This window comes from Anabaena lutea FACHB-196 (genome assembly GCF_014698305.1).
In the GTDB taxonomy this organism is placed as follows: domain Bacteria; phylum Cyanobacteriota; class Cyanobacteriia; order Cyanobacteriales; family Nostocaceae; genus Anabaena; species Anabaena lutea.
Genome location: NZ_JACJST010000007.1, coordinates 38,012 through 63,223, shown reverse-complemented (window position 1 = coordinate 63,223; position 25,212 = coordinate 38,012). Strand labels below are relative to the sequence as shown.

Annotated in this window: 23 protein-coding genes and 1 pseudogene; 11 read left to right on the top strand and 13 right to left on the bottom strand. The window is 38.2% G+C overall.

Going from position 1 to position 25,212, the window contains the following annotated elements; translation table 11 throughout:
• Positions 1-30: 30 nt before the first annotated feature.
• Entirely contained in the window at positions 31-1,815 is a 1,785-nt protein-coding gene (locus H6G59_RS09600; RefSeq protein WP_190713805.1) for a GmrSD restriction endonuclease domain-containing protein, read from the bottom strand.
• 235 nt (positions 1,816-2,050) lie between these two features.
• Here H6G59_RS09600 and H6G59_RS09595 point away from each other — a divergent pair, with 235 nt between their 5' ends.
• Positions 2,051-2,452, top strand: a complete 402-nt coding sequence (locus H6G59_RS09595) for an endonuclease domain-containing protein (protein ID WP_190713803.1) — start codon at positions 2,051-2,053, stop codon at positions 2,450-2,452.
• Positions 2,453-2,713: 261 nt separating this feature from the next.
• Here H6G59_RS09595 and H6G59_RS09590 read toward each other — a convergent pair whose 3' ends face one another.
• The 5 genes from H6G59_RS09590 to H6G59_RS09570 all read right to left on the bottom strand — a co-directional run bounded on the left by H6G59_RS09590 (position 2,714) and on the right by H6G59_RS09570 (position 6,424).
• The gene (locus H6G59_RS09590) at positions 2,714-3,118 is read right to left on the bottom strand and encodes a type II toxin-antitoxin system VapC family toxin (RefSeq protein ID WP_242038836.1); all 405 of its coding nucleotides are present in this window, start codon (positions 3,116-3,118) and stop codon (positions 2,714-2,716) included.
• Positions 3,106-3,363 (bottom strand): AbrB/MazE/SpoVT family DNA-binding domain-containing protein, encoded by a 258-nt coding sequence (locus H6G59_RS09585; RefSeq protein ID WP_190713801.1) that lies wholly within the window; start codon positions 3,361-3,363, stop codon positions 3,106-3,108. Before H6G59_RS09585 ends, H6G59_RS09590 begins: the two co-directional genes overlap by 13 nt.
• Positions 3,364-3,431: 68 nt before the next feature.
• Positions 3,432-3,926, bottom strand: a complete 495-nt coding sequence (locus tag H6G59_RS09580) for an ureidoglycolate lyase (RefSeq protein WP_190713798.1) — start codon at positions 3,924-3,926, stop codon at positions 3,432-3,434.
• Positions 3,927-4,109: 183 nt separating this feature from the next.
• Positions 4,110-4,535 carry a hypothetical protein gene (locus H6G59_RS09575; RefSeq protein WP_190713796.1) on the bottom strand — a complete coding sequence of 142 codons (426 nt, stop codon included), beginning with the start codon at positions 4,533-4,535 and terminating at the stop codon, positions 4,110-4,112.
• Positions 4,536-4,786: 251 nt separating this feature from the next.
• Positions 4,787-6,424, bottom strand: a complete 1,638-nt coding sequence (locus tag H6G59_RS09570; protein ID WP_190713795.1) for a CTP synthase — start codon at positions 6,422-6,424, stop codon at positions 4,787-4,789.
• A 320-nt stretch (positions 6,425-6,744) separates the two neighbouring features.
• Between H6G59_RS09570 and H6G59_RS09565 the strand changes: the two genes are divergently transcribed.
• Positions 6,745-8,499, top strand: coding sequence for an N-acetylmuramoyl-L-alanine amidase (locus H6G59_RS09565; RefSeq protein WP_190713793.1), 1,755 nt, complete (start codon positions 6,745-6,747; stop codon positions 8,497-8,499).
• 187 nt (positions 8,500-8,686) lie between these two features.
• A complete protein-coding gene (locus tag H6G59_RS09560) occupies positions 8,687-10,432 on the top strand; it encodes an N-acetylmuramoyl-L-alanine amidase (RefSeq protein WP_190713791.1) in 1,746 nt (581 codons plus the stop codon).
• Positions 10,433-10,506: 74 nt separating this feature from the next.
• Here the strand turns inward: H6G59_RS09560 and H6G59_RS09555 are convergent, their stop codons facing one another.
• Positions 10,507-11,889: a sensor histidine kinase gene (locus H6G59_RS09555; RefSeq protein ID WP_190713788.1), complete on the bottom strand. Its 1,383-nt coding sequence runs from the start codon at positions 11,887-11,889 to the stop codon at positions 10,507-10,509.
• Positions 11,890-11,965: 76 nt separating this feature from the next.
• On the opposite strand from H6G59_RS09555, the gene H6G59_RS09550 reads away from it, so the two are divergent.
• Positions 11,966-12,658, top strand: a complete 693-nt coding sequence (locus H6G59_RS09550) for a response regulator transcription factor (protein ID WP_190713786.1) — start codon at positions 11,966-11,968, stop codon at positions 12,656-12,658.
• A gap of 253 nt (positions 12,659-12,911) precedes the next feature.
• Positions 12,912-13,223 carry a hypothetical protein gene (locus tag H6G59_RS09545; protein WP_190713784.1) on the top strand — a complete coding sequence of 104 codons (312 nt, stop codon included), beginning with the start codon at positions 12,912-12,914 and terminating at the stop codon, positions 13,221-13,223.
• 196 nt (positions 13,224-13,419) lie between these two features.
• Here H6G59_RS09545 and H6G59_RS09540 read toward each other — a convergent pair whose 3' ends face one another.
• The gene (locus H6G59_RS09540; RefSeq protein ID WP_190713782.1) at positions 13,420-13,932 is read right to left on the bottom strand and encodes a DUF2085 domain-containing protein; all 513 of its coding nucleotides are present in this window, start codon (positions 13,930-13,932) and stop codon (positions 13,420-13,422) included.
• Positions 13,933-13,976: 44 nt separating this feature from the next.
• Positions 13,977-14,774, bottom strand: a complete 798-nt coding sequence (locus tag H6G59_RS09535) for a Uma2 family endonuclease (protein ID WP_190713780.1) — start codon at positions 14,772-14,774, stop codon at positions 13,977-13,979.
• Between the two features lie 371 nt (positions 14,775-15,145).
• On the opposite strand from H6G59_RS09535, the gene H6G59_RS09530 reads away from it, so the two are divergent.
• The gene (locus H6G59_RS09530) at positions 15,146-15,865 is read left to right on the top strand and encodes a pentapeptide repeat-containing protein (RefSeq protein WP_190713779.1); all 720 of its coding nucleotides are present in this window, start codon (positions 15,146-15,148) and stop codon (positions 15,863-15,865) included.
• A gap of 403 nt (positions 15,866-16,268) precedes the next feature.
• On the opposite strand, the gene H6G59_RS09525 is transcribed toward H6G59_RS09530, so the two are convergent.
• The 3 genes from H6G59_RS09525 to argZ all read right to left on the bottom strand — a co-directional run bounded on the left by H6G59_RS09525 (position 16,269) and on the right by argZ (position 19,336).
• The gene (locus H6G59_RS09525; protein ID WP_190713776.1) at positions 16,269-16,460 is read right to left on the bottom strand and encodes a type II toxin-antitoxin system HicB family antitoxin; all 192 of its coding nucleotides are present in this window, start codon (positions 16,458-16,460) and stop codon (positions 16,269-16,271) included.
• 36 nt (positions 16,461-16,496) lie between these two features.
• A complete protein-coding gene (locus H6G59_RS09520) occupies positions 16,497-17,114 on the bottom strand; it encodes a hypothetical protein (RefSeq protein ID WP_190713774.1) in 618 nt (205 codons plus the stop codon).
• A 110-nt stretch (positions 17,115-17,224) separates the two neighbouring features.
• The gene (argZ, locus tag H6G59_RS09515; protein WP_190713772.1) at positions 17,225-19,336 is read right to left on the bottom strand and encodes a bifunctional arginine dihydrolase/ornithine cyclodeaminase; all 2,112 of its coding nucleotides are present in this window, start codon (positions 19,334-19,336) and stop codon (positions 17,225-17,227) included.
• Between the two features lie 238 nt (positions 19,337-19,574).
• On the opposite strand from argZ, the gene H6G59_RS09510 reads away from it, so the two are divergent.
• From H6G59_RS09510 to H6G59_RS09495, 4 genes are all read left to right on the top strand, one after another.
• Positions 19,575-21,113, top strand: coding sequence for a DEAD/DEAH box helicase (locus tag H6G59_RS09510; protein ID WP_190713770.1), 1,539 nt, complete (start codon positions 19,575-19,577; stop codon positions 21,111-21,113).
• Between the two features lie 59 nt (positions 21,114-21,172).
• A complete protein-coding gene (locus H6G59_RS09505) occupies positions 21,173-21,361 on the top strand; it encodes a hypothetical protein (protein ID WP_199332004.1) in 189 nt (62 codons plus the stop codon).
• Between the two features lie 84 nt (positions 21,362-21,445).
• Complete coding sequence (locus H6G59_RS09500; protein WP_190713768.1) at positions 21,446-23,062, top strand: Vgb family protein; 1,617 nt, start codon at positions 21,446-21,448, stop codon at positions 23,060-23,062.
• Between the two features lie 232 nt (positions 23,063-23,294).
• On the top strand, positions 23,295-23,606 hold the full coding sequence (locus H6G59_RS09495) for an RNA recognition motif domain-containing protein (protein WP_190713761.1): 312 nt from the start codon (positions 23,295-23,297) through the stop codon (positions 23,604-23,606).
• 131 nt (positions 23,607-23,737) lie between these two features.
• Here H6G59_RS09495 and H6G59_RS09490 read toward each other — a convergent pair whose 3' ends face one another.
• Positions 23,738-24,766 carry an NADP-dependent oxidoreductase gene (locus tag H6G59_RS09490; RefSeq protein ID WP_190713759.1) on the bottom strand — a complete coding sequence of 343 codons (1,029 nt, stop codon included), beginning with the start codon at positions 24,764-24,766 and terminating at the stop codon, positions 23,738-23,740.
• A 75-nt stretch (positions 24,767-24,841) separates the two neighbouring features.
• Between H6G59_RS09490 and H6G59_RS09485 the strand changes: the two are divergent.
• A pseudogene (locus H6G59_RS09485) lies at positions 24,842-25,150 on the top strand (DUF2887 domain-containing protein); the annotation flags it as partial.
• Between the last annotated feature and the right edge of the window lie 62 nt (positions 25,151-25,212).

Here is a 25,212-nt window from a genome sequence, read left to right as displayed (position 1 = left end):
GGGTGGGTATTATGCCCACCTTACAATTTCTCATTTTTGGAAAAGTTTATTAACAGCAAGTAATTCACGCCCTTGTATCTCTACGGTTGATGAATCTTTTCTTGTGAAAGTTTTATCACCGACAAAAGATATATCTGCTTGTACTGGTACAGTAATTCTGATTACTGTGTAACCTTTGTAAGATATGGTATCGAACTTTGTTAAAAGTTGAGTTTTTAATGGTTCTGTTAAAGCAGAGTTTTCAATAGCATCAGTTAATATTCTCACATAATGTTCTACATTATTCTTAGTTTGAATTTTTGCTTCTCTATCAATTCCAACTACATAGCGCCCATTAACTTCGATAGGCTTAATGTTGTCTAATTGTGCAATTCTTTCAGCATCTTCTTTTTTATCAGCGACTCCAATATGAATGTATCCATTGCCATCTAAACCTAAGTTAGCAATCCCACAAATTGTTTCAATTATTCTTTTAATCAAGTCATTATTGAGTTTTCTGTTCTGTGATAAATCCAGCAAGCCTTGCTTACACTCATATCTTGTAGTTTCTCTGACAGAACGGCGTAAAGAATTCTCCAAATCCAGAGCCAATTCAACACCATGACCAAGCAATGGTGGCTCTCTTCTTGCAAAAAAATCTTGAATTAATCCTTTAGTTTGATTAATATTACTTTTTCTGTTTTCCGTTGTTGTATAGTGACCACTTAAATCTAATTTTTTCTGGAGTTCTTTAAGAGAATTAATAATATTTGTAGGATCAATAGGAGTAAGTTCTTGACGAATTACTAAATCAAAAAATGCCATAAAAATAGTATAAAATGCTGTCCTGATAGGATTGCTGCTATTTGGATTAACAACTTTAAGTAAACATTTTGGCTCAGAACTATAAGATTCAATAGTTTCTCGCAGTATAGCAAAAGTTTTAATTATGTCATCACTCAACTTATTAAAACCGTAAGTTATTAGTGATGTTTCTACTTCTTTACTATGTCTACTTGTAGGATCATACAAACTATCTAAACGTTCCGTACTTACTGGTAAAGGTTCATTAAGCAAGATAGATGCAGCAAGATCAGCAATTATTTGCTCATCTTCACTTTCACGTAATTGTAAAACTGTCAGAGCGCCTTGCTTACACCATATAGTTTCTTCAGCTTGAATTTTATAACCCTGTTTAGATTTTTGCGAATCAATACTTATTTCAGGCATATCAGCAAGTAGTAGTACCTTTTCTGAATCATCTCCACGCAGTTTCATAGAAACTGTTCGCACCAACTCCGAAAATGCTGTAGTTACCCCTGCTTGTCTTCTTTCTTGACGACTTAAATGTTTGCCATTTGCATTGATTCTTCCAAAAATTTCTGTAATATCTTCTTCTTCCATTGCGGTATAGATAGTCACAGCCAATTGATAATCTATAATATCAGCGCATTGTTCTCGAGAAAGATTCTTGGAATCTTTTTCCCTAACTATTTGAAAAATTCCATTCTCTGACAATTGTTTAGCATAAGAAAATTCATTCATATCAAAATACTGATTTTTATAAGCAAATGAATTTTCTATAAATCCAAAAATTGCATTTAATCTTTGCATTCCATCAACAATTTCATATTTACCGCTGCCATAGATTTGAGGGCGCTCTGCTAACAAAATCAGAGGTATTGGATACTTCATCAAAATACTTCCGATCAACTTTTCTTTTTCTGCGACTGTCCAAACAAGCTTTCTTTGATACTTACGATTGACTAATAAATTACCAGAGCGATAGGATCGGTATGCTTCAGTAACGTTCATTGGACGAGGTGCAATACTCATAATTATTTTTGTCTCAGGTGTATTTAGTAAAAAATTATATAATTATTTGTGCAATATTAAGTTGTATTTTAGACAATAATTTTTTATAAGGCGGCAATATCTTTTCTCAACACATACTAACCTAACCCCCCAACCCCCTTCCCTTGCAGGAAAGGGGGAGAAATCTTGCTCCCCTCTCCTTGTAGGAGAGGGGCTGGGGGAGAGGTCAAACACGATATAAAAACACACCCCACAAATGAACAACCAACCACCGAAAAAAGACGGACTTCGTAACATAGTCATTGGACAAAAAATAGAACCAGTAAAACTCGAACGCGCTAAAGAAATGCGTCGCCAAATGACACCAGCAGAAAAAATCCTGTGGGAACATCTTCGCGCTAACCGCTTACATGGTTTACATTTTCGCCGTCAACAAATTATAGATGGTTTTATAGTAGATTTTTATTGTCATGCTGCTAGTCTAGTCATAGAAATAGATGGAAAAATTCACGAACAACAAATAGAATATGATGTAGAAAGAGATCAAGTTTTAACAGCTAGAGGTTTGCGGTTATTGAGAATTAAAAATGAAGAAGTAATCAATGAACTGGATCAAGTTTTAGTCAGAATTTATCAAAAATGTTGTGAAAAGACCTAACCCCCCAACCCCCTTCCCTACGAGGGAAGGGGGAGCAAGATTTACTCCCCTCTCCTTGCAGGAGAGGGGTTGGGGGAGAGGTCAAGATCGCTTTTTGGTGTAGGTAGGATGAAGTGCGATCGCCATTTTAGGGATGATGGAATGCGATCGGTTTTTGGTGTAGGTAGTATGAAGTGCGATCACTATTTGGGTATGGTTTTGTGAGTGCGATCGCTTTTTAGATATAGAGAGTTAGGAGTGCGATCGCTTAAATATACTAATTTAAAAATCAGGCTTTTTGACTGTTGAATTAGATAAATTTTGAGACTTTTTAATAAATTTTTCATCAAAAGTATAAAACTCTAAACAATGATTACTTGAAGCTAAATGAAAAGCATCTGCGAAATCTACCCCATTTTCATGCCATTCAATAACTTGTAAAATTAACTTTTCATTAGTTAAATAAACATTAGGTAAACCAAAAACCTTTCTAAAAGCTTGACAAATTTCCAATGGTTTAAACTTGTAAGCAAACCGCAACACCCATTCAGTTTCTAAGATAACAGTATCAGGAATAAAAATATTTTTATTTTTGAATAATGCTAAACTTTGTTGATACTGTAGTTCATCATCTTTAGTAATCAATCTAACAATAATATTGGTATCAACAGCAATCATTGATGCCATAATTCTTCTATTCCTTGCGCTATCGCTTGATCCATTTCTTCAATCGTTTTAGCTTTTCCTTGATAATTCAAACAACCAGCAACATCATCTAATTTTGTTTCTGGAAAAGTTTTTTTAGGTTTTAATAAAATTCCATCACCCACATTAATGATTATTAATTCTTGGCCATCTTGCCAATGATACTCATCTCTTAAAACTTGGGGAATAGTAACTTGACCTTGACTGGACAGTTTAGTAATTTCCATTGAAATAATTTTTCACTATTTATGGTAATCCAATTTTAACATACATTATTCTTGAATTACGGTTTCCTTCACACCATCTCAAACTCTAATTGATGACTTTTCATAAAATCATGGGTGAAATGATCAACTACATTGGTATCACTCAACTCCAAATTATAAAAATCTACAAACTCATGATCAAAATATGGCCCCGCGTGCCAAGTTCCTACCTCTAACTTAATAAAACAATTCCCCGGAATGTGAAAAACAGCAATTTCATCTAATCGAGGTTCATTAATATCATTATCAGGTGGACAAACTGCCATTAACCAATCCTTACCTTCTAAAGAACCCAAACATTGAGTACATTGTTCATGACGAGTAATTTTATGAAACTTCCGGCCTTTGTTGTGCAGTCGCATAATATAAAAGCGAGGTATGCCATTTCGTAAATTTAAATGTGCATCTTCGGCATCAAAAGCCTTCCCGTCTCCACTAGGAAATATCACCTGTCCATAACGCTGAAAATTCTCTGGTGTGATCAATTCTGCTTTTAAGTGTTTTAATATCGGAGATGCACTCATAAAAAATCCTGTTGATTTTAATTATTTATGTGTCATTGTTGATTATATAGGCATCCGATTTCATTCTTGAATATATCTAAATATTATATTTAAATATTTGTAAAGTGGGCAATGCCCACCCTACGTATATTTCAAAAATCAAATAGTAGTCCTATATAGTTATTTAAATGCAGTATTTTTTAGTCAATCAGGCAAAGAATAACCTGTATGTTTTTTGAGGTATTGTACAACCTTTTCGTAAGATTCTGGATTACTTACGGGGTTGATGATTATAGGGAAAGTAACATCCGGCAACCAAAAACTGATCCTGCCGTTCTCTTCATAACAAAAAGAACTAATACAGTTGAGATTAATGATATATTCTTTTCTATCGTAAGTTATTGTTACCCAATAAGTACTCTCTAATTCTATTCCTTGGGCATACTGTATATATTCCGAAATCTTCTGATAATCTTCCCAATTACTATGGGGGTTAATGACGATAGATATGGAACTATTAGGTACCCAAAAGGTAAGTCTACCGTTCTTTTCATAACAAAAAGCATTTACACGGTCAAAGTTAATTACATATTCTTTCCTTTGGTCTTGTATTTTTACCCAGTAAGCCACAAATTTGCCTCAACACTGACTACATAATATTGCTTTTCCTACAAAGTAATTTTACCCAGTATAGCTGCAAATTTTTTTTGATTTTGAGTTTTTTCCCAAATCCTACCTGATCACCGTTTCACTTTAAAGTTGATACAAAATACATATAGCGGTTGCCAGGTAAGGTGTTGACATAAACTGAGCATCAAACCCAGATAAAAACAGACTTTTACGCCTGTTCTGCTATATTTTGTATTTTGTATCAAAAGTCCCTAAGAAACTTCTACAGGTGTTGGTGTAATGGGGGTAGGGTGGGCGAGGGAAATAGCAGCTGTCATAAATCCTTTAAATAAAGGATGGGGGGTGCTGGGACGAGATTGAAATTCAGGATGAAATTGGCAAGCTATAAAGAATGGGTGCTGGGGATATTCGACAATTTCCACTAAGCGCCCGTCGGGTGAAGTGCCGCTAATCACATAGCCCGACTCTAACAATGGATTCCGGTAAACATTGTTAAACTCGTAACGATGGCGATGGCGTTCATAAATCACTTCTTCTTGATATAGCTCAAAGGCTAGGGTGTTGGGAAGAATACGACAAGGATAAAGCCCCAAGCGCATAGTTCCGCCTAAATCAACTACATCCTGCTGTTCAGGCAACAAGTTAATGACTGGGTAGTTAGTATAGGGATCAAATTCGGCACTATTAGCATCGACTAGTCCCTCTACATTTCTCGCCCATTCAATCACAGAACATTGCATTCCCAAGCATAAACCTAAGAAGGGGATTTTGCGATCGCGTGCGTATTTAATGGCCGCAATTTTCCCATCTATTCCTCGGCTACCAAAACCTCCTGGTACAACTATGCCATCAACACCTGAAAGATAATTTTCTGGTGGTTCATTTTCCAAGGCTTCGGAGTTTACCCACCGCAAACGCAAATCACCATGAGTAGCAATAGCGGCATGGCGTAAGGATTCGACTACGGAAAGATAGGCATCACTTAACCGCACATATTTACCAACAATGGCAATTTCGACGCTGTATTTGGGATTATACATCCGTTCTACCATCGTTTCCCACTGCGTCAAATTGGGTTGGCGTTGTTCCATTTGCAGTAAGTCTAGGACTTGCTCGGCTAATCCTTCCCGTTCTAAAATTACTGGTACTTCATAAATGCTGGGGGCATCTGGGCTAGTAATGACGCATTCTACCGGTACGTCACAAAACTCAGATAACTTTTGTTTTAAGCCAACAGGGATGGGGCGATCGCTCCGACATACTAAAATATCTGGTTGAATGCCAATTGATCTTAATTCCTTAACAGAATGCTGAGTGGGTTTAGTTTTCATTTCTCCCGCTGCCGCAATCCAAGGCAAAAGAGTGACGTGCATATACAGAACATTTCGCCGTCCTACTTCCTTCCGCAATTGACGAATTGCTTCTAAAAATGGAAGTGATTCAATATCACCCACTGTGCCACCAATTTCAGTAATTACCGCTGATGGATTAGTTTCTTTAGCAACTCTAATAATCCGCTCTTTAATCTCATTAGTAATATGGGGAATGACCTGAACTGTGCCGCCATTATAGTCGCCCCGGCGTTCTTTATTAATGACTGACTGATAAATTAAGCCAGTGGTAACGCTGTTTAATCGGGACATTGAAGTATCAGTAAAGCGCTCGTAATGTCCCAAGTCCAAATCCGTTTCTGCACCATCTTGGGTCACAAAAACTTCCCCATGTTGAAAGGGACTCATCGTGCCTGGATCGACGTTAATATAGGGATCGAGTTTGAGAATCGATACCGAATAATCCCGTGATTTCAGCAATCGTCCCAGACTTGCTGCTACAATGCCTTTACCAATACTGGAAACAACGCCTCCAGTTACAAAGATAAACTTAGTCATAGTATTTTCAATTTCTAGTAACTTCTAAAAATACATCCCGTTTTCTGAGGGAGAAAGTGTGTTTACGCCTGAGGACTAGTGTGAGCGGTCAGTGACATTTATCAGTAGCTTTAAAAGACTTATCTTACAAGCTTTCAAGCTAATTTCATCTGCTCAATGATTTCTGCTGTACTGCACTAGTATGAAAGATGAATTACCCCTCACAGATAAATCCATGTCTTTTGATCCGATTTATTTGCGTCTGTTTTCATCCTTGATTTTTTATTCATTATTGGTTATTGTCCCACAATTGCTATCATGAAATCTTCTGTATTTTTGCAGTGAACAAACTATTAGTATTAGTAGTATTTAACTTTCTCTTCACCTCCTCAGTGGCCATAGCACAAACCTCTCTTGTAGTAGTTTTTCCCTCAACAAACTACCAAACCAGTACAGAAAAAATATTTTTTATTGGTACAGCACCAGCCAATGGGCAAGTTCTCATTAATGGTAAGCTCATTAGCCGTAGCAAAACAGGTCATTTTTCCCCAAGTTTCCCCTTACAGGTGGGGGAGAATCTGTTTAAAGTCACTGACCAAAATCAAGAACGAGAGGTGAAGGTAACAAGGCTTTCAACTCAGCCAGAATTACCACAGGAATTAGGCTTTGCAAAGGATTCTCTAACTCCGGCGGCTGATATTGCTAGATTACCCGGAGAACTGATATGTTTTGGGGCTATTGCACCTCCTCAAGCGACTGTCTCTGTGAAGTTGGCTAACCAAACTATTCCCTTGTCACCACAACCACCACAAGGGCAATTACCTGCTAATTCAGGTGTACTCACAGGAAGAAATCAGCCAACTCCTTCTAGTCCTAGCAAATATCAAGGCTGCACAACAGTGGCCAATGCTGCCGATTTGGGACAACCTCAATTTAGTTTGACATTGAATGGTAATACTGCTACTCAACTTGGTCAGGGCAAAATTCAAATTCTTACACCTGCAAAACTGCCAGTTACTGAGGTGACAGTAGCATCAGGTGTGGCTCGGACTGGACCTAGTACAGATTATTCACGACTCACACCGCTACCAAAAGGGACAAGGGCAACAGTTACAGGTAGAGAAGGTGATTGGTTACGCTTAGACTATGGGGGTTGGATTAATAGCAAAGAAACCAAAATTCTACCCGGTGCAGTTTCACCACAAACAATAATTCGCAGTGTTGGATATCGTCAACTAGCTGGAGCAACAGAGATAATTTTTCCATTACAAGTTGCTGTACCTGTGAGTGTGGAACAAAGCGATGATCGCACTTTTACTCTCACTCTCTACAATACTACTGCTCAAACAGATACCATTCGTCTGGATGATGACCCCCTCATTTCTCGCCTAGATTGGCAACAGGTGGCTCCTGGTCAGGTAAAGTACACCTTTAACCTCAAAAAGCTCCAACAATGGGGGTATAGACTGAAATACGACAATACAACCCTGGTGTTAACTTTACGTCATCCACCGCATCTTGAACACAGAAAACGCCTGCCTCTATCTGGCATCAAAATTGTACTCGATCCAGGACATGGTGGTAAAGAATCTGGTTCAAGTGGACCGCCGGGATATTTAGCAAAAGATGTAAATTTGGTGTTATCGAAGTTACTGCGGGATGAGTTGGTGCAGCGTGGTGCAAAAGTGGTGATGACAAGGGAGGATGATCGAGATGTTTCTTTAGTGGAACGTCAGGAGATAATTAGTTATGAAGAACCTGCGATCGCTCTTTCCATCCATTACAATTTTTTAGCTGATGATAGTAAAGTAGAAAAAACTAGGGGGTTGGTGAGTTTTTGGTATCATCCCCAGGCACACAGCCTAGCAATATTTTTACATAATTACGTAGTTAACAAACGCCTTGAACCTTCCTATGGCCTATTTTGGAATAATTTAGCCCTGACTCGTCCCTCAGTTGCACCTGCGGTTTTATTAGAATTTCGTTTGATGAGTAATGCTGATGAGTTTGAAGAGATAGTCAACTCTCAACAACAGAGGAAAATTGCTAAGACGTTGGCTGATGGGGTGACAGAGTGGTTTAAGATGGTGAAGTAGGGGCGAAGCATTCGGAAAATAGCCTTTGCTAACAACTGATAATTGATCGCCCGAATGCTGATGCTTCCAGCACGCTACGCGAACGCCCGAACAGGAGTCAGGAGGAAGAGTTAGAAGGCAGTCAGAAACTTATAAAAATAGATTTTTTTCATCGAGTTACTGTTATTAAATATTTTGTATTTTTGCCGTGAAAAAACTTTTAGGATTAGCAATATTTAGCTTGATTTTCACCTCCTCCGAGTCCTTGGCACAACCATCGCTTTTAGTGGTTTATCCCCCAGCAAACCACCAAACCAGTACAGAAAAAATATTTTTTATCGGTACAGCACCAGCAGGTGGACAAGTTCTAATTAATGATAGACAAATTAACCGCAGTCAGTCTGGTCATTTTGCGCCTAGTTTCCCTTTAAAATTAGGGGAGAATGTATTTAAGGTACGTTACCAAAATCAGGAACGAGAAATTAAGGTAACAAGGCTTTCTACTCAACCAGAATTACCACAAGGTTTAGGTTTTGCCAAGGATTCTCTGACTCCTGCTGTGGATATTGCTAGACTACCAGGAGAACTAATTTGTTTTGGTGCGATCGCACGTCCGCAAGCTAATGTTTCTGTTAAACTGGCTAATCAAATTGTTAATCTTTCACCTCAACCTGCAAAAGCAGAATTACCTGCTAATTCCAGCATTTTAACCGGGCGCAATCAGGCTACTATTTCTAATATTAGTAAATATCAAGGTTGTACAACTATCGCCAATGCTGCTGATTTGGGACAACCTCAATTTAGTTTGACATTAAATGGTCAGACCATGACGGAAACTGGTAAGGGTAAAATTGAAATTATTGCACCTGCACAGTTACCAGTTGTAGAAGTAACAGTGACATCAGGGGTTGCACGCACGGGTTCTAGTACCGATCATTCCCGACTGACACCATTACCAAAAGGAACAAGGGCAAGCGTTACAGGTAGAGATGGTGATTGGTTACGGTTAGATTATGGGGCTTGGATTAATAGTAAAGAAACCAAAATTATACCAGGTGCAGTTCCACCACAAACAGTCATTCGCAGTGTGGGATATCGTCAACTAGCTGGAACGACGGAGATACGTTTCCCCTTGCAAATGCCTGTACCTGTGAGTGTGGAACAGAGCGATCGCACTTTGACTCTCACTCTCTACAATACCACTGCCCAAACAGATACAATTCGTCTGGATGATGATCCCCTCATTTCTCGCCTAGATTGGCAACAGGTGAATCCTCAACAGGTTAAATACACCTTTAACCTCAAAAAGCTCCAACAGTGGGGTTATAAGCTGAGATACGACAACACAACTCTGGTATTGAGTCTGCGTCATGCACCGAATATTCAGAATAGAAAACCCTTATCTGGTATCAAGATTTTACTAGATCCGGGACACGGTGGGAAGGAATCTGGTGCAAGTGGTCCAACGGGATATTTAGAAAAAGATGTGAATTTGATAGTTTCTAAATTACTACGGGATGAGTTGGTGCAGCGTGGTGCAAAGGTGGTGATGACAAGGGAAGATGACCGGGATGTGTCTTTGGTAGAACGTCAGGAGATAATTAGTAAAGAAGAACCTGCGATCGCTCTTTCTATTCATTACAATTCTTTACCTGATAATGGTGATGCGGAAAAAACCAAAGGCTTTGGTACTTTTTGGTATCACCCTCAATCACATAATCCCGCAGTATTTTTACATAATTACGTAGTTAACAAACTTCGTAAACCTTCCTATGGCGTGTTTTGGAATAATTTAGCTTTAACTCGTCCCGCTATTGCACCTTCGGTATTATTGGAATTGGGTTTTATGAGTAACCCTTATGAGTTTGAGGAGATAGTGAACCCAGAGGAACAGAAGAAAATGGCTAAAACTTTAGCGGATGGGGTGACAGAGTGGTTTAAAACTGTTAAGTAAGGAAAAGTTTCGCGCAGAGGCACAGAGGAGCAAAGGCGCAAAATAGTATTGGATATTTCTTAATTTGGAAGTTTCTAAGAAAATTTTGTCTCATCATTAGCTCTAGGAATTTTCACAGTAAAAGTTGTTCCTACGCCAACTTTACTTTCCACCAAAATTTCTCCCTGGTGTCTTTCAACACATTTCTTGACAATTGGTAATCCTAACCCAGTTCCGACAATACCTTCAACATTTTCAGACCGAAAAAAAGGCTCATAAAGCCTAGTCTGTTCCTCTGGAGAAATGCCTATACCTTCATCTATCACCTGAAAGATAGTAGCATCTGATTGAGAATTTAAAACTAAGTATATAGTACCCCCTGATGACGAATATTTAATAGCATTTAAAAGTAAATTACTAAGAATAGAGTACAACAATTTTTCATCTAGATTAGCACGAAAAGATTGACCATTTTTGATAAACTTTATAATATGATTTGTGCGACTAAACATCTGCACATCTTCCAGCAGATTCAAACAAAAGTTTTCCACATTGATTAATTGAGGTTTATAATCTAGTTCACCTGCTTCGGCTCTAGTCAAAGTTAATATATCTGTTAACAGGTGATTCATCAACTTTGCTGAAGACTGAATGCGGTCAAGATTTTTTAATTCCTTTTTATCCACCAAATCCACCAGAATTTCCCGTAATAACTGAGATGAAAGCAATATTACACTTAAAGGTGTACGAAATTCATGGGAAATCATAGAAAATAGCTGAACCTTGAGTTCACCAATTTTTTTTTCTTGAGCAAGGGAAGCTTCCAAAGATTTAATGTGTTCATGTTTTACTCCTTGACGCTCGATGATAAAACATAAACTGCAAATCACAACCAGACTTAAAATAGTTCCTAGTATTTCCATGAATATTCGTAAGTGAATACTCTGTTGCGACTGCTTGAGAGAACTGTTTAGGAAACTTTGTTCTTCAGTTTGAATATCTGCAATTATAGGAATAATTTTTTCTCTTAAATTAACACTAGCTTCGGTAATGTTAGTTTGCTGTTGTAATGCATTTTTATCTTGTTGATAAAGTTTTATTGATTCTTCTAAAAGAGATAATCTTTGATTAACCAATGATTTAAACCTGGCAAATCTCTGTTTTTGATTGATATTATTATGGATTTGAGTTTCTAATAAACTGACCTTAGTTTTTATGTTATTTATGGCATTTTCATAACGCTCTAAATCTTGTCTACTTCCCAAAAATATATACCCTCTTCGTGCTGATTCAGCTACTGTCATAGCTGCATATAAATCTGTCAAAGTATTGAGAGTTTGATAAGTATGCTGAACTTGATTAGCATTTTCCTTAATTTCGGTAGTGTTATTAAATGAAGCGAAGGTAACTAGCGCCATTAGCGATATAGCTAAAGAAACTCCAGCCGCAATCCATTTTCCTGAAATATACGATTTCATAAATTATCCATTTATTTATCAAGTCAATTTAAGTTAATATTTCCCTCATTACCTCTATTTGAATAAAAAATAAATTATGCGAATTCTGATAGTTGAAGATGATATTCAACTGGCAGAAGCACTTACAGAAGCTTTAACCAGAAGACAGTATGTAGTTGATGTTGCTAAAGATGGAGAAGCAGCTTGGCACGCAACAGAGTCAATGAAATATGATTTAGTAGTGCTAGATGTAACTTTGCCAAAGCTAGATGGAATCAGATTTTGTCACCGCTTACGAACTACTAGCGTCAACAGTCCAGCATATCGCAACTCAGCAGTAGCAGTATTAATGCTAACAGCGCGCGATACGGTAGCCGATAAGATTGCTGGATTAGATGCTGGTGCAGATGATTATGTAGCAAAACCATTTGATTTAGAAGAATTAATGGCTCGGATACGTGCTTTACTTAGACGTGGTAGTGCTGCGAGTACAGTAAGTTTATCTTGGGGAAAATTAACGTTAAATCCTAGCACTTACGAGACAACTTATGACGGTCATCTTATCTCCTTAACTCCTAAAGAGTATGCAATTTTGGAATTGCTGGTTGCAAATGGTAGAAGGGTTTTGAGCCGTTCTAGCATTATTGAGCAAGTTTGGTCTGTTGATGACTCTCCGGTAGAGGAAACAGTAAGGTCTCATATTAAGTGTCTTAGGCAAAAATTAAGACTCTTAGGTGCGCCAGAAACATTGATTGAAACTGTTCATGGTTTGGGATATCGTCTCAACTGATACAAATTCCTAGAGAATTTTTCAGTAATGTTTTAAATGTAGAGACGATTAATAAACTGCTCTAGTAGATTTTAATATCTCAGTGGCTGGATTTATTAAGTGCATTGTTAGAGAAAAATAAGCTCACCAACATCATACAGCCCTCTATAATATTTTATCTGCACAAATTCTGCACAAATCCCACACAAGAATTGCATATATAGGTTATATGCTGATAGTGCAAATGATTGTTAAACCAATAAAGAGTTTGTCAATGAAATGGAAAGATTCATCTTGTGGCTGGTTGATTGAATTAATACCCTTATCAAAAGGCTATTTATTTAAGTGTTGGATGCCTAATGAAGAAATAGGGATTAGCAATAACCATATTTATCCTAGTTTATCTCAAGCTGTAATGGCAGCTAGGACAAGGGCAAAAATCGAATCTGTGAGGTTGTCGCTGATCAGGTTCTTAAATGAACAGTGCGAAAATGGCAATCTCACTATTCAAGAGTATAAGGATCTAAAAAATTCAATTTCTGACTTTACTACGGCTGCTAGTCAACTAGAAATGTACGACTTTTAAAAAAACCAGATGAATCAGAAAATTATTGATTTTTAAGAGAACCAAGAAAACGCTTTACCTCTATCATCACATACAGAATTATCTACATATTTTAATAGTTATACAGGGTGCGTGACTTAAATCACGTTATTTTCATCAAAGGAAGTAGAAAATGTTAACGAACATTATATATGGTCGTGGCAGTGGTAGATTGACTCTAACTGGTTTGCGTCCCAGTCCACTTATGCAAAATCGGCATAGTAAATAAACCCCAAGCCAAACCAGTAATCAAACCAAAAGGCGTAACAATATAATTATTAAAACCCCACAAACCGAATATCTGCGCTGCTAACTCCAACGGATAAGCCATCATTAAAACACTAGTAAAAGCCGCACCAATCCAACCGTATTGGCTTAACCAAAAAACACCTTTACCACCAGTCACCGCATACAAAATTCGAGTAATTAATAATCCTGTCACCGTGCCATAACAGCGCATACATACCGCCATAATAAAAGGTGGTGCTAACTCCAAACCCATAGTAGGTTGTGGACATACATGATCACCCATAAAGTAAATAATGTCCGCAATACCTGGAAGCACAAACACACCAGACGCAGCGAGAAAAGGTGCAATAGGGGGACCAAAAACCATTCCCACTAACAGGAAATCAGCAAAAAAACCCACCCAATTAACCTGTAAATCTCTTGACAAAACAACTTTTTGCATCTTCTCTCTGTGTCCTCTGCGCCTCTGCGGTTCGTTTCTCTAAATTATAAATCATCATCTGGATCTATCCCCAATTCTCGCAATTTTGCCGCTAACTTTGCAGCTTTATTTTCTGCTTGTTCAGCCCTTTGTTGTTGTTGTTCAGCCCTAAATTTTTCTAACTGTGCTTCTTCCTTACCGACCAATAATAAATTACCTTCATTATCCCACCAACGCAGCCAAAGTTGCTCAGGATTATTCAAATAACTTCCGTGCCACAATCCTAATTCTACACCTAAAGGGGGAATAGGGTAATGTCCACGTTCGTTAGGCTGCATTTTTTGGTAACAGAAATCCACCAAATGATAAACTTCTAAATTGCCATTATTAACTTCATAAATGACATAATAGGGAATACGAATAATGCGTTCATATACCCAAAACTTCCCAGGTTTTTCACCTGGTTGTAACCCCGCTAAAGGTGTTTTATCTCGTTCTTCATCACCATTACCACTAGCTAATTCTATCGCAATTAATGGGGGAATATATTCCCGCCAGAAAACATAGGAACGGCGAATTTTACCTTCTAATCTTGGTGCTACATCAGGGACATAAAACCAGTCTGGTGCAACTGTACCTTTTTCTGGTGGTTCTGTTTCGCGCCAATAAATTCCACAATCTTGACCTATACAAAATTGTCCATCAGGATGTATTTTTTCTAAAGTTTGAATAATTGAATCTGTGATAATGATGCTTTGGGGATGTTCTTGAAAATTTTTCACAAACGTACCATCAGACTCTGGTAGTTGAGTATGATCAGGAAACTGCGGTGGTATAGCAATATCAGCCAGGGTTTCACTCATACTATTTAAAGGATTGCAGTTGTTAATTTAGTATTATATCGCACGATAGTAAATAAAATTGTCAGAATCAGGATATCCAGGAGTTAAGGATTTACAGGATGTTATTGTTAGACTTATTTTTTCTCTTGCATGAAAACAAATATTAACTAAAAATCTTTTAGTGCTGTCACCTGTCACCTAGTGTAATACATTGGCAATATAGGGACTTGTCAACTTATCCAATTGCTGCACCAACAAACTGAGGAATAAACCCACATCTGTCATCAAACATACCAGAAATGTTGAATGTTAACTTTTATAAAAGTTACAAAAAATACTTACACTTAGAAGTAAAATCAATCACGGATGTGATATGAACACAGGGTAAAACGATGAAACTTTACTTATCTTGGGCTTTAGTGCCAGTATTGGCTGTTATCTCTTCTGCAATGCTGAATCCTCCTAGTTATGCTTTCAAACAAGAAGATGTAGATAAACTTAAGAACACAGGGGAATGTGAGGGATGTGACCTCTCAGGTGCCAATCTGCAAGGACTCTTTAAGAATATAGTCACCAACATCAATCTCAAAGGTGCCAACCTCAGTGGTGCCAATCTTGCTGAATCTAACTTGTTGGGTGCCGACCTCACAGGTGCCAACCTCACAGGTGCTAACCTCACACGTACCCGTCTCACAGGTGCCAACTTGACAGATGCTAACCTCACAGGTGCTAACCTCACAGGTGCCAACCTCACAGATGCTAACCTCACACGTGCCAATCTCACAGATGCCAACCTCACACGTGCCAATCTCACAAATGCCAACCTCACAAATGCCAAATTCACAGAAAAGTCTTACGAACAACTCGCGGAACAACTCGAAGACCCAAAACTCACAGATAAAGAACGCGACGTCATACTAGACAAAATCATGGACAAGAGGATGAATAACCTCTGTGCTAACTTCACAGGTGCTAACTTTACTGGTGCTCAAATAAATAAAACAAATATACATATTTTCCCCTTTGCCTTTACCATCCTTACTAATATCCAGGGTGTCTCACCAGATATTTTGGAAATACTGGAGAGGTATGGGAATCCGATACCGTGTTGAATGTTAAGAAAGAGGTGATAAAAATAGCCCAAAATATATTAAAATTCGGGCAAGCTATCTCAAAATAACGATTATCCGGTTTTGGTATAATACTTGCCGATAGAGTATTAGATAACTCTCTGCGCCTGAAGCGTGAAAAAAAAACAAAGACACAAAAACGCACAGAAAAACCCTTTGCGCCTTTGCGTGAGATATTTCTTAGCCTACATTAGCAACATAAGTTTGTCCGGATCAAGACTCCACCAAATTAACCTGAGTTCGACGAAATTTGTAAAACCCCTCTCCAAACCTCTCCCCTGCAAGGAGAGAGGCTTAAAAACATAATTTTAAGCTGCTAAAAAAACTGGGGATTTTAGTTGTCAGAATCAGGATTTACAGGATTTAAGGATTTACAGGATTTCTACTAATGAAAATTATGATTGTTTTCTTTCTCCAATTCCAATAATACCTTAGCTACATCTTCAGCAATTTCTATGGCTTCTTGTACTGTTTTACCTTCTGCCACTAAACCTTGTAAATCATCACTTGTAGCTACAAAATATTCTTGATCTTGTTCAATAAATCTTTCAATTTTGAGTCTAATTAGGGTTTGCATTGAGTTGACTTATTTGCTAAACAATGTGTAAATAGCCTAAAAATTCTTCATTAAAGCTACTAAAATTTTCATTAAAGTTTCTAAATCATTGGGTACACGATAAAGGTTTAAATCTTGAGTGATTTCTTTTGATTCACGATGTAAAATTACAAATTGCCAAATATTACCAATAGAAACTGCACCATAAAGAATAGGATTATCAATAGGAGACCAATTATCAAAGGCAATTAATTCTACAGCTAATTGGACAATTCCTCTTTCTAAATCGGCATTTTTAGCTTCAATAACTAATAATTGATTGTCAGCTTTAATATAATAATCAACAACTCCTTTTAATTGGTTATTAATATTTAACGCATATTCTACCCTAACTTTAGCATGGGTATAGTGAATTAGTTCGATAATTACAGGAGCAATTAAAAATTCTCTTCTGGCGGTTTCACTGGTTAAACTAATATAGGGTAAACTTTCTTCAATACGGTCTTTTAGGTCTGTTAATCTTTCTAAGTTTTGTTGTGTTGTTGGTAAAGTTAGAGATTGTGATTTCAAGTTATAGCCAAAATATCCTATAATTTCATCTGGTTCATAATTCAATTTGAAATAATCAGCAAAGGTGTAGGATTGATTAGAGTCAATTATTGGTGTTTTTCCCATAATTCCTACCTCAATAATAATTATATAAGAATGTCAGATGAAATGGTGGCGGGCAAGACTTGTACTGAGTGTATCGAAGTATGCCAGCACCACAAGATTGATTATTGACTTTAACCTACCTTCGCAACATAAGGACTTGTCAATTTATCCAATTGCTGAGTTAACAAACTGAGGAACAAACCCACATCCGTAACTACGCCTACTGATTCTATTGAACCGCGATCGCTCAATTTTGTCACTACAGCCGGGTTAATATCCACACAAACCATCTTCACACCCGCAGGAGTCATATTTCCCACCCCGATAGAATGCAGCATAGAAGATAGCATGAGAATCATATCTGCACCTTGGATGATTTGAGAATATTCCTGTTGTGCTAAAATCAGGTTCATTTGGGTGTCAGGTAAAGGGCCATCATCCCGAATCGAACCAGCGAGGGAAAAGGGAATGTTATTTTTCACACATTCATACATGACTCCGCTTTTCACCACTCCCGCTTCTACAGCTTTAGCAATGCTACCAAAACGGCGGATAGTATTAATGATCTTCAAATGATGTCGGTGTCCACCACGCACAGCTACACCCCGCTTCATATCTACACCCAGGGATGTTCCCAGCAGGTTTTGTTCCATGTCATGGACAGCGATCGCATTTCCGCCTAAAAGTCCCTGTACGTAACCTTCTCGAATCAGTCGAGATAAATGTTCACCACCACCTGTATGAATCACCACAGGGCCAGCAGTGACAACTACTTTACCGTTGCTATCCTTAATTTTACGTAATTCCCAAGCCACTTGTTCAACGACTAATTCCACCCGTCTTTCACTGGAAACACCAGAAGACATAAAGCTGAATTCCTGGGAGTTGCGTTGTTCTCGTGATTCGGCTTTGCGGATGGTGCGGATACCTAAAACATCAACTACAACGCGATCGCCTATTTCCAAATCACGCAATAGTTTACACTTAGCTACTATACCATTAGCAGTTTGAGAAATGGCGATCGCGCCATCCATGCGTTGATTCTGCACTTTCAGCCATTCTCCATTTACCCGTATTTCAGTCGGATAAATCGTGCTAACATAGAAATCATCAGGAGCCACACCCGCTTGTACCACAGGTTCTAATTTAGAATCTCGTTCATCTTGGGGTAAATCAACTGCACCCAAATCAATCAACTGCGAGATAATCTCTTCCATCACTTCATGGGATGGTGCAGATACCCTCACCTCAGCCGCAGATGTACTTTGACGTTGTTCTCCCAAGTTGAATTTGAGAACTTGGAAACTTCCCCCCATTTCCACAATTAAATCTAAAGCGCGGTTAATCAAACCTGCATCCAGCAAGTGTCCTTCCATGCGGATGACACGACTTTCTACAGATACATTAGCGTGTAGTTCTTCTCTAACTGGTTCTGTTACCCGCAAAGTCAAGCATTTAGCCGCACCACCGGCTTTGAGAAATTCGGTTAAAGGTGTTTCAATGACTTGAAAACCAACTTCCGCCAAACGTGATTTTAAATTATCACTGGCTTTGTTCATAATGACGATGCTTTCCACATTCACCGCATTACAAGCGAAGTTGACAGCATCAGCTTCTGCAATAGCAATCCGCTTTTCCGGTGCGACGCGCATTTCAATCACGCGGTTAGAGTAGGAATCAAAAGCACCAGGATAATACAGCAAATAACCATTTGCTAAAGGACAGAAGCAGGTATCAAGGTGATAAAAACGTTCATCCATTAACCGCAGAGAAATCACCTCAATGTCCAGCCATTTAGCCAAGTAGGGGTGAGAATCTAATTCTGACCGAAAACCGTATCCAGCCCATAACCACCGCCCTTCCCGGTCTAGGAGTGCGTCACCAGCACCTTCAAAGGGTAGGTCTTTAGGAAGTGTGTAAACATTATAACCGTTTTGTTCAAACCACTGTTGAAAATACGGTTCTTCACCTTGGCGTTCTTTATGTAAAAAGCGGCTGAGAACGACGTTTTCACCGAGGACTAAACCTGCATTGGCACTAAATACCATATCAGGCCAGCCTTTTTCTGGGGCAACTAAATCGACAATGGCGTGATTTTTGATAACATTGTATAATTTATTCCATTGTTCCACAGCGCGATCGCGTGAGGACTTGTGAATATTCCCTTCCATCCACGGATTAATCACATAATCCACATCATAATGGTCAGGAGCGCACATTAAAAACCGAATTTGGGAAACCATAAAAATTTTTACTTCGCTTTTCAGTAATCTCTTCTGGATACAGAGTTTTGGTGTTCTACTTCTGTCAAATCTGCTACTTTATCGCTACCTTTTGTTCTTGGTAGGCTTTACAGGGCGATCGTTCCTATTCTATTACTGCTAGGGACAATGTGAGAGGTAAGGGCAAAAAATGTGTTATGGAGGATGTTATAGTGCTGATACTAGCATCTAATAAGATTAAACTTCAGGGAAAAATACCATGTCAAATATTCGTCATATTCCAGAAGGAACTTCCTTAAATAACCCAGTATATGCAATTCATAACCTTGAATCTGGACTTGTTTCTTTAGATGAACAACAACAAGAAGTTTCTTCTAAATATCCTGAAGGACCGCAACGGATTAGAGGATTAGCTGGAAGTGGAAAGACGGTGACATTTGCTCAACGTGCCGCTACTATCCACAAAGAGCATCCAGACTGGAAAATTGCCTTTATTTTCTTTACTCGTTCTCTTTATGATCAGATTATACATGAGAGAATTTCTACATACTATCAAAAATTATCTAATGGACAAAAGCCAAATTGGAATAATTTAAATGTACTCCATGCTTGGGGCGCAAAAGATAGGGATGGTTTCTATCGTAAATTGGCTCTAGCAAGTGGTATAAAACCTCTAACTCTTAATGATGTAAAAAGGATTTTTGGTGGAAGTGTTGATCCAGGAATTGCCTTTGAATATATTTGCGATCAATTAGAAAAACAAATTATTAATTATCCCCAGCTTTATGATGTAATTTTAATTGATGAAGGACAAGATTTACCACCTGCCTTTTATCGTTTAGCCAGAAATACACTTACCGAACTAAAACGTCTTTATTGGGCTTATGATGAAGCGCAGGGGATTGGTTCATTAATAGTACCTAAAGCAAAAGCAATTTTTGGCGAAAATGTGGTAAATTTACGAGGTCGTGCTAGGAATTTCAATATATCTTATAGAACTCCCAAACAATTATTAATGATTGCCCATGCCGTGAATATGGGACTATTAAGGGATGGAGGGGTTTTACAAGGTGTAAGCGATAAAAAAGAATGGGAAAAATTGGGTTATACAGTATTATTAGATGGAGACTTTAGTGATGCAAGTGTTAAAGAGAAAAAACTGGTGAAAATTGAACGAGAATATGATCAAACAAAAACAGATCCACAAAAACATCCAGTAAATCTTCATCCCATAGATCAAAATGATTTTCCTTATCAAGATGCAATTGGAGATATTTTAAAAATAGAAAGTTTTGAATATGAAGAAGATGAACAAGAATGGATAGCTCAACAAGTCGCAAATGATTTACACCAAGGATTAAACCCACGACATATTATTATCACAGCCCTATGTGGTGATGATGAAAAAATCTATTTTAAAAAACTAAAACAAGCTTTAACTAATTATGAAATTCCTGCTTATATTGCAGGAACAGATGGTAGTCGTGACATTTTTCAAAAGGATGGTTGTGTAACAATATCTAATATTTATAGAGCCAAGGGTAACGAAGCCTATAAAGTTTATGCTTGTAGATTTGATTATGCAACCAAACCTCTGAGTTGGAAACAAGAAAGTGAGCTTCACAAACGAAATGAAGCATTGGTAGCTATAACCCGTGCCAGAATTTGGTGTGTGGTTACTGGTTTAGAATCTCCTATTTTTGCAGAATTACGCCAATATAAAGAACAATTTCCTTATTTGATTTTTCCAGCCTTCAATGAAAAATCTCTCAAAAGAGTCACAGATGAGTTAGATTAATAAATAATTAAGCTGAAGAATATATAATAGTTTACGGGTTTGCGTCTTAACCCATCAACTTGTATCCAGTAGTTTTATTTAAGCAAGACCAGAGTTTTAAAACACTGTTACAAGGATTAGGAAAAGCCTCCGAAAATCAAATTAAATCAGTTCTAGCTGAACGTGAATTAGTAAAACCAGAAGAAGAATTAACTCCTGAAATTATTACTTCTCTTCAAAAAAAAATAAATAATGCAACGAGAGTATGATGCAACAAACACTCTAATTATAATAGTGCGATCGCTATCATGGTAAATTGTTACTGGGGTAAGCCATGATAGTTTTATACAAATATGCAAAACAGAAATAGTCGTATTCTCGTTGGTAACACCAGAGGCGATAATGTTCTCATCTTTGATGCTTATACAGGGAACTACTTAGGTGAGTTTATCACTCCTGGACTGGGTGGACTTGATAACCCTGACACCTTGCTTTTTGGATCAGATGGAAACGGTGATGGTAAAAGCGACCTTTATATAGCCAGCGGAACAGAATCAGGAAATTCTTCTATCTTAAGGTTTGACGGACAAACTGGTGATTTTATTGATGTATTTATCGGCGATCATGCAGATACAGAATTAGATGAAAGCGGGGGTTTGATTCGTCCCTATGGTATTGCTTTTGGTCCCGATGGCAATTTTTATGTTTCCAGCTTTCTCAGTGACCAAATATTGCGCTACAACGGTTCCACTGGAGAATTTATTGATATTTTTGCTCAAGGAAATGGTCAAGCTGGAGGATTAAACGGACCCAACGGACTACTTTTTATTAATGGTAGTCTCTATGTTACCACTCAAGGTAGTGTAGCCACAGTTGATCCTGTTACTGGAGAGGTTTCCGCTGATTTTAGTGCTGGTCTTCCTAGTCAAGTATTGCGTTATGATTCACTGACAACGGGAAGCACACCCACCGTTTTTGCTACACCTCAACCTTCCCCAGATAGCTTTGGTTTTGTTAGTTTGCTTGGTTTAGCTGTTGGTGAAGATGGTGATTTGTATGTAAGTGACTTTGCTAACGACATCCGCCGCTATGACTTGGAAAATGGGCAGTTAGTCGATACTCTGTCTACAAATTATACAACTAACACGCCGCCCAGCAATAATTTTATTGGTGGACTTGCTTTTGCGCCTAATGGTAATTTACTCACTGTTGGTTTTGATGTTAGCACCACAGAGGGCGCTGTTCTCAGCTATGAAAGTGAGGGTAATTCACCTGTTAACTCAGTTCAGATTTTAGTTCCTACAAACCCAGTTCTTGAGCGTCCTGTTGGTATAACTTTTTTCCCGACGGAGAGTAACTTAGTATCTGGAACTCCTGAAGCAGATAATTTGATTGCAGGTGTGGATTTAGAAGCTGTTGTCGATACTGTATTTACTGGTGCTGGTGATGATAAAGTTGACCTGGCTATCAAAAGTTATGCTAGTGATAACCGCGTCTTCTTAGGTAGTGGTAATGACATTATAGATGTGAGCAAGAGCGATCGCGCCTTTGGTGGTTCAGGAGATGATATTTTTGATGCTACCGATGGAAAAGGTGGTAGCCGAATGTCTAGTGGTACTGGTAATGATACCTTTTACCTTGGTAGTGGCGATAGGGCTTTGGGAGGTGCTGGTGCTGATCTATTTGTTGTTCAGTCCCGTGGTGATAATCTATTAGCAGGTGGTGCTGGTGCTGACGAGTTCCAGATCGTTACCGTTGAACTACCAGAAACGGCGAATAAGATTTTAGATTTTCAGATTGGTACTGATTTTATCAGTCTCTTTGGTGTTGCTGGACTTGGTATTTCTGCCACTACTTTGGTTTTGCAGGAAATTGGTGGCAACACAGAGATTAGCTTTGGTAATAAAACTCTAGCCATTCTCAATGATGTTACAGGCTTAAATGTTAATCTTGTCAGCTTTAAAAGCTAAAGCTACTGACATCTAAATAAAATACTCAACCTGAACAATTGTTTACATAAAGTTATGTAACAGTTTTGGCAATTTTCTCCCCATTAATTCATTTCTATGAAATCATGAAATCTGAGAAGTTAATTCGGCGACCGCGTTTGTTTTTAATATTGATAGGCTTTCTCCTTTTGGTACTTACAGACTTTTCTCCGAAACCTAAATCTCTACACTCTTATGATTTCGGAGACAATCTATGTCAATTTATGTAGGCAACCTCTCTTATGAAGTTACCCAAGATACCTTATCTGCTGTATTTGCAGAATATGGTTCTGTAAAACGTGTTCAGCTACCTACTGACCGTGAAACAGGACAACTCAGAGGCTTTGGTTTTGTGGAAATGGGTACAGAAGCTGAAGAAACAGCTGCAATTGATGCGCTTGATGGTGCTGAATGGATGGGACGTGACTTGAAAGTAAACAAGGCTAAACCAAGAGAAGACAGAGGTCCTTCTGGTGGTGGCGGCCGTGGTGGTTACGGTGGTGGCGGTTCTCGTAACCGCTACTAAAAATAAAGGACTCAAGTCTTTTAGCTAAACCATCGGTTTTAGTAACCTAATTGAATTTAGAAGCGGCTCAGGTATTAATACTTGAGCCTTTTTGATGAGTTTATTTTGATGAGTTATTGACTAGTTTATAATTATGGTTCGGGGGAAACTTGGACAATTAATTTCCCCATTTTATTCCCATCAAAAAGTTTGAGAATCGCCTTGGGTGCATTTTCTAATCCCTCGACAATCTCCTGATTGTATTTTATTTTCCCCTCTTGTATCCATTGTCCGATTTCCCGAAAAGCAACATCCCATTGCTGAACATAATCAGAGACAATAAAACCTTGTACCAGCACACGCTTCATTAAAATCTGGCTAAAATTATAGGGGCCAGGTACAGGTTCTTGAGAATTATAAGTGGAAATCAAACCACATAAGGGAATGCGTGCATTTAAATTTACTTGTGTCAAAACAGCGTCAAGAATTGCACCACCAACATTCTCGAAATAGACATCAATTCCATTGGGACATGATTTTGCTAAAGCGGGGATTAAGTCGGCGGTTTGATAGTTAATTGCAGCATCAAAACCGAGTTCTTCTAATAACCATTGACATTTCTCGTCGGAACCGGTGATTCCCACCACACGACAACCTTTAATTTTGGCAATTTGTCCAACTAGAGAACCGACTGCACCAGAGGCTGCTGATACAACTACGGTTTCTCCAGCTTGGGGTTTTCCGATATCCAGCAGACCAAAATAAGCTGTACAGCCAATAAAGCTGAGGGGACCCATAAAGGCTGTGAGAGGAACGGGTAAAGGTGTCGGTAGTTTGATCAGGGAAAGGAGGTTTGGAGGGGAAATTAGGGCGTAATCTTGCCATCCTAGCAGCCCCGAAACCAGATCCCCTGGTTGAAAGTTGGCATTTTTGGATTCTTCAACTACACCCAAAACTAAACCACGCATTACTTCTCCAAGTTGGACTGGAGGCATATACTGTGGTCTATCGCTCATCCAAATGCGATTGGTAGGATCTAGGGAAAGATAGATATTGCGTACCAGTACTTCACCATCTTCAAGGCTGGGAATTGGTTCTTCCCGATACTCAAAATCACTTTCTTTGATGTCACCTACAGGACGTGCAGCCAAGCACCACTGACGATTTATCGATTTTTGCATAAATTTGAGTTTGCGTGTTTTGAAAAATTAAAGCGGGTCTTCAGTACCATGCTAAACTATTAGAATAAAAATCCTAAGCAACAACTATTACAAATCATCGAGACAATTTTAATTTACAAATTTCCAAGAATGAATAGGGAGGAAATAGAAGCCATGTTTGGATTAAGTGAGTTAAAGCAAACACGATTTTATCAACAAGCTTTAGAAGAAGGAATAGAAACAGGTGAACGCAAAGCTAAATTAGATACAGTTCCTCGCTTATTAGCATTAGGTTTAACCACATAACAAATTGCACAGGTTTTAAATTTTAGTCTTGCAGAAGTCGCACAGATTATGCAAGAACTGCGTCAAAATGCAGAAAATAGTCAACAATCATCGATTTGATCAAAAAATTGAATTTAGGTGTAGAGACATTTAGGGAGAAATCCGGGTTAAAACCTAACACA

Excerpts from the sequence above, each read along its gene's own strand:
- H6G59_RS09600 (WP_190713805.1), bottom strand. The coding sequence starts at position 1,815 with ATGAGTATTGCACCTCGTCCAATGAACGTTACTGAAGCATACCGATCC.
- H6G59_RS09595 (WP_190713803.1), top strand. The coding sequence starts at position 2,051 with ATGAACAACCAACCACCGAAAAAAGACGGACTTCGTAACATAGTCATT.
- H6G59_RS09590 (WP_242038836.1), bottom strand. The coding sequence starts at position 3,118 with ATGGCATCAATGATTGCTGTTGATACCAATATTATTGTTAGATTGATT.
- H6G59_RS09585 (WP_190713801.1), bottom strand. The coding sequence starts at position 3,363 with ATGGAAATTACTAAACTGTCCAGTCAAGGTCAAGTTACTATTCCCCAA.
- H6G59_RS09580 (WP_190713798.1), bottom strand. The coding sequence starts at position 3,926 with ATGAGTGCATCTCCGATATTAAAACACTTAAAAGCAGAATTGATCACA.
- H6G59_RS09570 (WP_190713795.1), bottom strand. The coding sequence starts at position 6,424 with ATGACTAAGTTTATCTTTGTAACTGGAGGCGTTGTTTCCAGTATTGGT.
- H6G59_RS09555 (WP_190713788.1), bottom strand. The coding sequence starts at position 11,889 with ATGAAATCGTATATTTCAGGAAAATGGATTGCGGCTGGAGTTTCTTTA.
- H6G59_RS09550 (WP_190713786.1), top strand. The coding sequence starts at position 11,966 with ATGCGAATTCTGATAGTTGAAGATGATATTCAACTGGCAGAAGCACTT.
- H6G59_RS09545 (WP_190713784.1), top strand. The coding sequence starts at position 12,912 with ATGAAATGGAAAGATTCATCTTGTGGCTGGTTGATTGAATTAATACCC.
- H6G59_RS09540 (WP_190713782.1), bottom strand. The coding sequence starts at position 13,932 with ATGCAAAAAGTTGTTTTGTCAAGAGATTTACAGGTTAATTGGGTGGGT.
- H6G59_RS09535 (WP_190713780.1), bottom strand. The coding sequence starts at position 14,774 with ATGAGTGAAACCCTGGCTGATATTGCTATACCACCGCAGTTTCCTGAT.
- H6G59_RS09530 (WP_190713779.1), top strand. The coding sequence starts at position 15,146 with ATGAAACTTTACTTATCTTGGGCTTTAGTGCCAGTATTGGCTGTTATC.
- H6G59_RS09525 (WP_190713776.1), bottom strand. The coding sequence starts at position 16,460 with ATGCAAACCCTAATTAGACTCAAAATTGAAAGATTTATTGAACAAGAT.
- H6G59_RS09520 (WP_190713774.1), bottom strand. The coding sequence starts at position 17,114 with ATGGGAAAAACACCAATAATTGACTCTAATCAATCCTACACCTTTGCT.
- argZ (WP_190713772.1), bottom strand. The coding sequence starts at position 19,336 with ATGGTTTCCCAAATTCGGTTTTTAATGTGCGCTCCTGACCATTATGAT.
- H6G59_RS09510 (WP_190713770.1), top strand. The coding sequence starts at position 19,575 with ATGTCAAATATTCGTCATATTCCAGAAGGAACTTCCTTAAATAACCCA.
- H6G59_RS09500 (WP_190713768.1), top strand. The coding sequence starts at position 21,446 with ATGCAAAACAGAAATAGTCGTATTCTCGTTGGTAACACCAGAGGCGAT.
- H6G59_RS09495 (WP_190713761.1), top strand. The coding sequence starts at position 23,295 with ATGTCAATTTATGTAGGCAACCTCTCTTATGAAGTTACCCAAGATACC.
- H6G59_RS09490 (WP_190713759.1), bottom strand. The coding sequence starts at position 24,766 with ATGCAAAAATCGATAAATCGTCAGTGGTGCTTGGCTGCACGTCCTGTA.